The sequence below is a fragment of the Rhizobium sp. SVR5-2C genome, assembly GCF_056755115.1.
Genome location: NZ_JBNDHT010000083.1, coordinates 22,209 through 28,871, shown reverse-complemented (window position 1 = coordinate 28,871; position 6,663 = coordinate 22,209). Strand labels below are relative to the sequence as shown.

Annotated in this window: 14 protein-coding genes and 1 tRNA gene; 12 read left to right on the top strand and 3 right to left on the bottom strand. The window is 56.5% G+C overall.

What is annotated here, in order from left to right; genetic code table 11:
- The 3 genes from ACPYOI_RS22100 to ACPYOI_RS22090 all read left to right on the top strand — a co-directional run.
- On the top strand, nucleotides 1-527 hold a 527-nt coding region (locus ACPYOI_RS22100), incomplete at its 5' end, for a phosphoethanolamine transferase (protein ID WP_481423366.1).
- 149 nt (nucleotides 528-676) lie between these two features.
- Nucleotides 677-982, top strand: a complete 306-nt coding sequence (locus tag ACPYOI_RS22095) for an ETC complex I subunit (RefSeq protein WP_168829527.1) — start codon at nucleotides 677-679, stop codon at nucleotides 980-982.
- Nucleotides 983-1,027: 45 nt separating this feature from the next.
- Nucleotides 1,028-1,104: transfer RNA gene (locus ACPYOI_RS22090), tRNA-Arg, on the top strand.
- 125 nt (nucleotides 1,105-1,229) lie between these two features.
- On the opposite strand, the gene ACPYOI_RS22085 is transcribed toward ACPYOI_RS22090, so the two are convergent.
- The 3 genes from ACPYOI_RS22085 to ACPYOI_RS22075 are packed head-to-tail and all read right to left on the bottom strand — an operon-like array spanning nucleotide 1,230 to nucleotide 2,658.
- Nucleotides 1,230-1,490: a hypothetical protein gene (locus ACPYOI_RS22085; RefSeq protein ID WP_481417562.1), complete on the bottom strand. Its 261-nt coding sequence runs from the start codon at nucleotides 1,488-1,490 to the stop codon at nucleotides 1,230-1,232.
- A complete protein-coding gene (locus ACPYOI_RS22080) occupies nucleotides 1,487-2,155 on the bottom strand; it encodes a hypothetical protein (RefSeq protein WP_481417561.1) in 669 nt (222 codons plus the stop codon). The genes ACPYOI_RS22085 and ACPYOI_RS22080 overlap by 4 nt, the downstream gene beginning before the upstream one ends.
- 2 nt (nucleotides 2,156-2,157) lie before the next feature.
- On the bottom strand, nucleotides 2,158-2,658 hold the full coding sequence (locus ACPYOI_RS22075) for a hypothetical protein (protein ID WP_481417560.1): 501 nt from the start codon (nucleotides 2,656-2,658) through the stop codon (nucleotides 2,158-2,160).
- A 153-nt stretch (nucleotides 2,659-2,811) separates the two neighbouring features.
- On the opposite strand from ACPYOI_RS22075, the gene ACPYOI_RS22070 reads away from it, so the two are divergent.
- The 9 genes from ACPYOI_RS22070 (at nucleotide 2,812) to ACPYOI_RS22030 (ending at nucleotide 6,567) form a co-directional block, all read left to right on the top strand.
- On the top strand, nucleotides 2,812-3,051 hold the full coding sequence (locus tag ACPYOI_RS22070) for a helix-turn-helix domain-containing protein (protein ID WP_481417559.1): 240 nt from the start codon (nucleotides 2,812-2,814) through the stop codon (nucleotides 3,049-3,051).
- Nucleotides 3,052-3,242: 191 nt separating this feature from the next.
- Nucleotides 3,243-3,425, top strand: a complete 183-nt coding sequence (locus ACPYOI_RS22065; protein ID WP_481417558.1) for a helix-turn-helix transcriptional regulator — start codon at nucleotides 3,243-3,245, stop codon at nucleotides 3,423-3,425.
- 123 nt (nucleotides 3,426-3,548) lie between these two features.
- The gene (locus ACPYOI_RS22060; RefSeq protein WP_481417557.1) at nucleotides 3,549-3,887 is read left to right on the top strand and encodes a winged helix domain-containing protein; all 339 of its coding nucleotides are present in this window, start codon (nucleotides 3,549-3,551) and stop codon (nucleotides 3,885-3,887) included.
- Nucleotides 3,884-4,147: a hypothetical protein gene (locus ACPYOI_RS22055; RefSeq protein ID WP_481417556.1), complete on the top strand. Its 264-nt coding sequence runs from the start codon at nucleotides 3,884-3,886 to the stop codon at nucleotides 4,145-4,147. The genes ACPYOI_RS22060 and ACPYOI_RS22055 overlap by 4 nt, the downstream gene beginning before the upstream one ends.
- The gene (locus tag ACPYOI_RS22050; RefSeq protein ID WP_481417555.1) at nucleotides 4,147-4,326 is read left to right on the top strand and encodes a hypothetical protein; all 180 of its coding nucleotides are present in this window, start codon (nucleotides 4,147-4,149) and stop codon (nucleotides 4,324-4,326) included. The genes ACPYOI_RS22055 and ACPYOI_RS22050 overlap by 1 nt, the downstream gene beginning before the upstream one ends.
- Nucleotides 4,319-5,149 (top strand): helix-turn-helix domain-containing protein, encoded by an 831-nt coding sequence (locus ACPYOI_RS22045; protein ID WP_481423365.1) that lies wholly within the window; start codon nucleotides 4,319-4,321, stop codon nucleotides 5,147-5,149. The genes ACPYOI_RS22050 and ACPYOI_RS22045 overlap by 8 nt, the downstream gene beginning before the upstream one ends.
- The gene (locus tag ACPYOI_RS22040; RefSeq protein ID WP_481417553.1) at nucleotides 5,146-5,400 is read left to right on the top strand and encodes a DUF6074 family protein; all 255 of its coding nucleotides are present in this window, start codon (nucleotides 5,146-5,148) and stop codon (nucleotides 5,398-5,400) included. The genes ACPYOI_RS22045 and ACPYOI_RS22040 overlap by 4 nt, the downstream gene beginning before the upstream one ends.
- Nucleotides 5,397-5,681 carry a hypothetical protein gene (locus tag ACPYOI_RS22035; RefSeq protein ID WP_481417552.1) on the top strand — a complete coding sequence of 95 codons (285 nt, stop codon included), beginning with the start codon at nucleotides 5,397-5,399 and terminating at the stop codon, nucleotides 5,679-5,681. The genes ACPYOI_RS22040 and ACPYOI_RS22035 overlap by 4 nt, the downstream gene beginning before the upstream one ends.
- Nucleotides 5,682-5,775: 94 nt before the next feature.
- Nucleotides 5,776-6,567 (top strand): ribonuclease H family protein, encoded by a 792-nt coding sequence (locus ACPYOI_RS22030; protein ID WP_481417551.1) that lies wholly within the window; start codon nucleotides 5,776-5,778, stop codon nucleotides 6,565-6,567.
- The last annotated feature ends 96 nt before the right edge of the window (nucleotides 6,568-6,663 follow it).

Genomic DNA, 6,663 nt, shown 5'->3' with positions numbered 1-6,663 from the left:
TCGTTCTTCACCAGCTCGGCAGCCACGGCCCGGCCTACTATCAGCGCTATCCCGATGATAGCAGGCGCTTTACGCCCGACTGCCGCGTTGCCGATTTCGCAAACTGCAAACCGGAAGAGGTGACGAACGCCTACGACAACACGATCGTCATGACCGACCATGTGATCGCCTCCGTCATCGACAAGCTGAAGGCGCATCAGGAAAAGCTTGCCGGTTCGATGCTCTACCTCTCCGATCACGGCGAATCGCTCGGCGAGAACGGGATCTATCTGCATGGCGCGCCGTATTTCATCGCCCCGAGGCAACAGACCCATGTGCCGATGGCGCTCTGGCTTTCGGATGCTTTCGCCAGCGAAACCCGCTTGGATAGGGCCTGCATCGCGGCGCAGGCAGGGCGGCCGGCCTCACACGACAACTTCTTCCATAGCGTGCTCGGGCTGATGCAGGTGGAGACCAGCGTTCGCAACGCCTGGCTCGATATTATTTCACCTTGCCGCAAGCCTTCCGACAAGCTCGCGTCCAATTAGTTTGCGCCTTTTTTCTTGAAATCCGGCGGATTCGCGGATAGGCAAAATTCATCTCTTTGCGCTATATGGATCGCAAGGAACCGCTCCATAACGGGGCGGAGGTTTGAAATATTCAGCGGGCAGGGCCCGCACAGCCGGAGGCGTGCAGCATGTCTGCCAAGATCTATCGTCCAGCCAAGACCGCCATGCAGTCCGGCAAGGCCAAGACTCATCTCTGGGTGCTGGAGTTCGATCAGGAGCAGCCGCGCAAGATTGACCCGATGATGGGCTATACGTCCTCCGGCGACACGCGCCAGCAGCTGAAGCTGACCTTCGAATCGCAGGAACTGGCCGAAGCATATGCAAAGCGCAACGGCATCGAATACCGCGTGATCGCGCCGAAGGATCCTGCCCGCCAGGTGGTCGCCTATCCGGATAATTTCCGCTATACCCGCACTCAACCGTGGACACACTGAACGTTCAGACATGCCGCGTTGCTGCCGCGCGTCGCAGCGCCGGACGGCCCCTTAGCTCAGCTGGATAGAGCACCTGCCTTCTAAGCAGGTGGTCGCAGGTTCGAATCCTGCAGGGGTCGCCAACACTTTCAAGTACTTAGCTGGAGTAAATTCCCTGCTTTATCGCCTCGGGGTAACATCTGGGGTAACGGCGGCACAAAAAAAGCCCGCCACATTCGCGAGGCGGGCTAGATCGAGGATAGGAAGTCTAGTTGGCCTCGGAGCGCCATTCGGAGCTAAGGACAACCACGCTGCTGCGGTTCAGAGTTTCTGCCAACTGCTTGAGCCCATCGGCCGCGATCCCAAGCAGTGCTACTTCATCAAGCGCGGTGTTGCGCTTGTCGCCGGTGCCGTAGTTCATTCCATCAAGCCTGTCATCGATCACCTGGACCAGCCCAGCCATTCTATTCATGCGGTTAATGAAATCGTCAAAATCCAGCTTCAGATCTCTGTTCTGTACCTCGCTCATGCCACCGCCCTCCCGATCGAGGCAAGCGCCGCCTCTAGTGTCGCTTCTTCACCATCATGCAGATACCCTCGTGCATCTTTGTAGGCCTTGAGGATCCAACTGGCCTTTGCTGCCGCCTCCCTCAGCGAACGGGGCACGTAGTCGAGTATCTGCGTCTCGATCGATACGACTGCGTCTCTTGTTCGCCCTGCTGCCTCCGTAGCTCTGGTGTAGCCGCACTCGCACTCGATACGGTCCCGCTCGCGCCTAAGCGCCGCGAGTTCATCAATCTTGGCTTCGAGCTGCTGCCGGTATCCATCGCGAACACGCTCATCCAAATCCGATATGTAACCCAGCCCTGGGAAATTATTTAAAAGCCGGTCGAAATGGGCGCGAATCTCCCCGTTACTTCTAACCATAATGGGTTTAAACGCCGGATCTCCATCGGCGTCACTGCCCGCCCTTAGCTGACCAATCTGGACGGCGGGCATCCTCATGGACTTCATCGGCTCCTGCTCTCTCACGTCGAACACCGTGCCCCACGCAACGTCGTCGGCTTCAAGCGCGCGATGATGCTCGCGGAAGAGGTCTTCGAGGATCGACGGCTTGCCAGCCTCGCCAGAAGCTACGACTCCTGGCGTGGATGCTGCGATAGCGGCTCCCTTAATGAAGGTGCGACGGTCCATCCTCATGCCCTCCCTGCAAAGTTTTCGACCTTACGCACGACCTTGAACTGCTTTTCTTTCAGGCGCCGCGGCTTACCTTCCAGGCGCCCTTTCCATCGGCTTTCCGCAATGTAGTAGTGGCCGGGAGTGGTGCGGTATTCGACGCGCTCAAGCCAAAGGATTGGGCGCTTACTGTTCCAAAGCTCGACCTCATAGAAGTTCGGGCCGTCGTAGATCGGCCTTGCCGCAAGCTCGATATCCTCCTTCCTGTCGCCAAAGATGAAAACAAACCCTTTCTCCTCATCGATCTTGAACCGGTAAAGCCGCTCCGGGTTTGCTTCGCCCATAGCCTCGGCCAGTGCCTTGGCGTGGTAGCGGGCGGCTTCCATCGGATCTACTGGCGCCGATCGAGCGGGCGCAGGCACCGCGGCGAGTGCTGCGGTGGCAGGCAGTAGCTGCAGAAAACGGCGGCGGGTGGCGTCGGGCATGCCTTCGGCGGCTGCCTGAATCGATGTGTTCGGCATTGTCTTTTCCGTCAAGGTGCTGTGCATTCTCACGGGAGCCTTGCAGTGCGGCACTTCCCCATTGCAAAATGATCCCTTAGGGATTATTTAATACATTGGGGTTAATCATTCAAGCCGTTTAGGATCAAATAATCAAAAAGGTATCATATTTCCATGAACGCAGATCAGATCCGGGCCGCACGCGCTTTGCTTCGCTGGTCGCAAGGCGACCTGTCCGAGCGGTGCAAGGTGTCAGTACCGACTATCAAACGGCTGGAAGCGATGGATGAACTTGTTGGGCACCAGACCACCATCAACGCCATCAAGACGGCCTTCGAGGAGGCCGGGATAGTATTCATTCCCGAGAATGGCGGTGGTGTAGGGGTTCGGATGGCAAAGCGAACCACTCGATAGCGGGAGCAGTAGAGCGGGCCTTACGTACAGTCAAGGTGATGCACAACATTCTGCAAATCCCCGGAATCACTTGGGGAATACTATTGATTTATGCTTCACGAACCTTCACGACGATTCCTAACGCGGCGTGAACATGCTAAGAACATGATGTGTATCTGCAGTCGTCAAAACCCCGAAAGGAACAACCCTGAATGACGTACCTAACTGCCGCCCAAGTAGAGGCGCGGTTCAAAATTTCATCTGTCACACTCTACCGATGGACTAAGGACAAGGAACTTGGATTTCCTCAACCGTTCAAGGTCAAGCGCCGCAAACTCTTCGATGAGGCAAAGCTGAGCGAATGGGAGTTGAAGCGCTCCAGGGAGGCTGCATGAGTAGCCTCACAAACGGAAACAGCCTGCGGTCTATGTTTGGCGACACACCGCAGGCTGCTGAAAACGAAACGCTTATTTCGCGTTCCCCCTTGTTCCAGCGGTTTCCCGCTGGCCTCCCCATCAATGAAAGGTTCATCAATGGCAGTTGCCTCTAAAGCAGAAGTTTCAATCAGAGTCCACGTTCTTAATGACGATAATGAGCCGATTAGCACAGCTTTGAAGTTCGTCGGCCGGGAAGCTTGGACATTGCGAAAGTTAATCGACGCCGGTGAGCGCGGTATCTCGTCGCTAGACTACGTCGGGCCAAGGACCTCTCATTACATCTGGAAGTTGCAAAAGAACGGGATAGCCGTCGGCACGCGCGATGAGAGGCACGCTGGCGATTTCCCGGGAGTACATGCTCGATACACGCTCTGCAGCAGGCTCGCTGTGCTGGAAGAAATCCGGAGGGCTGCGGCATGACGGAAACAACGCTCCCCTGTGTAGAAATTTTTGGCATACGCGTCTCGGGACCAACAATAGTTCATGGCGCCGGGAAGCCACGGCTGGACTTCACATCAATTGGATCGCTGAAGTTCTTCGTAGACGCTGTCGAGGCCGATGGCTGTCGCATCACGATGTGGGACGGCGATTCCTATGAGGAGGCCATCTTGGACGCGGAAGAGCTATCCGCCGATGGCTTTGGGCCGGTGGTGGATAACCTGATCGGAGGCCGCGCCTGATGACGTCAACCGACGCCCCGAAGGTCAAAGAGGCCGCACGTTGGCTCTCTCAGCAGATTGCTCAACCTGCCAACGTGATTCATGAGATCCGCACTAAGTTCGAACTCTCCGCTTGGGAAGCTTGCGAGGCGTGCCGGGTAGCTCAGCATATTCGCCGTGGAGTTGCCCTGGATGCGTAAGTTGCCAGATGACTTCCCTCACGTTGATGAGCAGGCGTTGCCTTTGCCTGCAAAACTAGAACAGCCGACAGACGAGGAGCGGCGCGCATTTACTGCGCGTCGTCTTGAAATGCAGTCTTTCATCATGAGGGACTTTGCAAGCGAGATGACGCCGACCGTGAAGATGGTCGGCGTCTATCTATTGGAGTGCGTCAACAGCGAGACGCTGCGGTGTTTCCCGTCTTATCGCACTATCCTTGAAACCCTCTCACTTGGAAAAAATGAGAAAACCGTTCAGCGGGCTATTGAGGTTCTTAGGAAACGACGCTGGCTGTACGCGTGGCGTCCAGACCGGAAGAAATCGAACCATTTCGTTTTCCTGAAGAACGAAGCGGTCGTTTCACAAATCCTAGACTACCAAGACGTAAAAAAGGCACGGAGGGAAGAGGATCGGCTTGAGCGGGAAGAATATGAGCGGACACAGATGTCCATTCGAGAATTTCCGGAAAGGACACAAATGTCCGTTCGCGAGCGGACACCAATGTCCGGTAAATCCTTTAACGTAATCCCTGAACCTATCTTTAGTATAGAACAGGGAGCTTCCCTTATAGGGGCTAACGATTACGGATTGGTTAAGGACGGCGATGTCGATCGTAACCAGCCGTTCGAGATCCCGGAAACCGATGAAGAGACTGAACAGCTTATTGATGAGGTTTTTGCCTGGGCCGAAAGGCCAAGTAACCCGGTGGTGCGCCGCGCACTAAAAGAAAATCTGCTCGACGGAAAACTGACGCCTTGGTTGGCAAGAAGGCTGGTGCTTGGGCCGGAACGGGTGGCCGCATGACGACAGATTGCGAAATCAAGGTCTTCCCGCTGGCGGCGCGTGTCGGAAAAATTCGGCGGGTGGCGGAGGTGTACGGCCGCAAGCACGGTAGCGATGCGACGGGCTATTGGCGTGCACAAGTAAACCAGCTCTCCGAACATCTGTCGGGCCTCGGCTGCGATGGCGACGAAATCGAGCGGCAGCTAACCGCCTTCAAGGACGCGGTAAAAGGCGAACTGCAGCGCAACGCAAGCGGAAAGGGTGCGGCATGACGATCAAGGAACGACAGGAGCGCGAAGCGCACGACCGCGAAAACTCATGGCGGCCCATGGATGAAGCAAAGGCCGGGGGTCTCATCTGCAATCTGCTTTTCAGTAACCTCGGCGGTCATCATTCGCCGGAGGACATAACGTATTTCCTCGACCCTGACGGGCACTGGTATCGCATCGACCCGCCAGGAAGGATCTTCGAGACGCCAATGAACTGGCGACCTGCTTACGTCCGCATGACACCGGAGCGACGAAACGTGATCAAGGGTAGGTGCGGCGAATGAGAATAGATAGCGAAACGTTCCCTTTTACCTTGCTGGACAAATTCGGGCAGAAGTTTCGGCGTGGTTTTGTCATTCGCGTGAAAGAGCGCGGTCAATGGCGGACCTGGGGCGATATGATCTTCGAGACGGAAGACAGTGCCACTTCCACCGCGGCACGATGCGTCAGCGGTGTCTGCGATGTCGTGCCAGCAAGGGAGATCATACATCGAGCCGGCAAACCCTGTTCCTTCAATTTCCGTCGAACGATAATCGTAGAGGGCCATATCTAATGAGCAGTCACTACAAACAGGCAAGCTTCTCCCGCAGACCGGCTAAGCAGCATGCTCCCTTCGATATGTCTCTCGTTGCGACAGGAGTTCATATCTTTTGCGACGGCGCCTGCGAGCCAAACCCAGGCGCCGGCGGATGGGGGTATGCCGTCTATCGGGATGGCGTGGAAATCGCACACCGCAGCGGCGGGCTCGCCGAGACGACGAATAACGTCATGGAACTCACCGGCATGCTGAAAGCCATCGATTGGGTCCAGCAGTTTGCGGAAGGCCAGCCGGTCACGATTTGGTGCGACAGCCAATATGTCGTCAATGGCTGCAACGACTGGCGTCACAAGTGGAAGCGCAATGGCTGGAGCCGGAAAGGGCCCAACTCTCCAAAGCCAGAGAGCGGGGAGGTAAAGAACCTCGACTTGTGGAAGGCGATCGACGCCGCGCTGAATAGCTGCGCAGCGCTGACGATAGCCTGGGTAAAGGGCCACAACGGCACCTTAGGCAACGAGCGGGCAGATGAACTGTCTTTTCAGGGCCGAAGGGCGGCGTTGGATGCTGCAGGCTTAGACGATCCCGTCAGCGACGTGCTCCCCGAAGAATTTCGTGCGGTTGTGGCGGAGTAGCGAATGGTAAAGATCCGCAAGAGACGAGAGAAGAAGATAAATCAGCTTCCGGAGCCCGGCCGTGCGACTCTCCCGGAGAACATCCGGTGGGTGAAC

Coding starts and splice junctions, on each gene's coding strand:
- ACPYOI_RS22035 (WP_481417552.1), top strand. CDS start 5,397: ATGACGATCAAGGAACGACAGGAGCGCGAAGCGCACGACCGCGAAAAC.
- ACPYOI_RS22040 (WP_481417553.1), top strand. CDS start 5,146: ATGACGACAGATTGCGAAATCAAGGTCTTCCCGCTGGCGGCGCGTGTC.
- ACPYOI_RS22055 (WP_481417556.1), top strand. CDS start 3,884: ATGACGGAAACAACGCTCCCCTGTGTAGAAATTTTTGGCATACGCGTC.
- ACPYOI_RS22045 (WP_481423365.1), top strand. CDS start 4,319: ATGCGTAAGTTGCCAGATGACTTCCCTCACGTTGATGAGCAGGCGTTG.
- ACPYOI_RS22095 (WP_168829527.1), top strand. CDS start 677: ATGTCTGCCAAGATCTATCGTCCAGCCAAGACCGCCATGCAGTCCGGC.
- ACPYOI_RS22050 (WP_481417555.1), top strand. CDS start 4,147: ATGACGTCAACCGACGCCCCGAAGGTCAAAGAGGCCGCACGTTGGCTC.
- ACPYOI_RS22060 (WP_481417557.1), top strand. CDS start 3,549: ATGAAAGGTTCATCAATGGCAGTTGCCTCTAAAGCAGAAGTTTCAATC.
- ACPYOI_RS22085 (WP_481417562.1), bottom strand. CDS start 1,490: ATGAGCGAGGTACAGAACAGAGATCTGAAGCTGGATTTTGACGATTTC.
- ACPYOI_RS22065 (WP_481417558.1), top strand. CDS start 3,243: ATGACGTACCTAACTGCCGCCCAAGTAGAGGCGCGGTTCAAAATTTCA.
- ACPYOI_RS22080 (WP_481417561.1), bottom strand. CDS start 2,155: ATGGACCGTCGCACCTTCATTAAGGGAGCCGCTATCGCAGCATCCACG.
- ACPYOI_RS22075 (WP_481417560.1), bottom strand. CDS start 2,658: ATGCCGAACACATCGATTCAGGCAGCCGCCGAAGGCATGCCCGACGCC.
- ACPYOI_RS22030 (WP_481417551.1), top strand. CDS start 5,776: ATGGCGGACCTGGGGCGATATGATCTTCGAGACGGAAGACAGTGCCAC.
- ACPYOI_RS22070 (WP_481417559.1), top strand. CDS start 2,812: ATGAACGCAGATCAGATCCGGGCCGCACGCGCTTTGCTTCGCTGGTCG.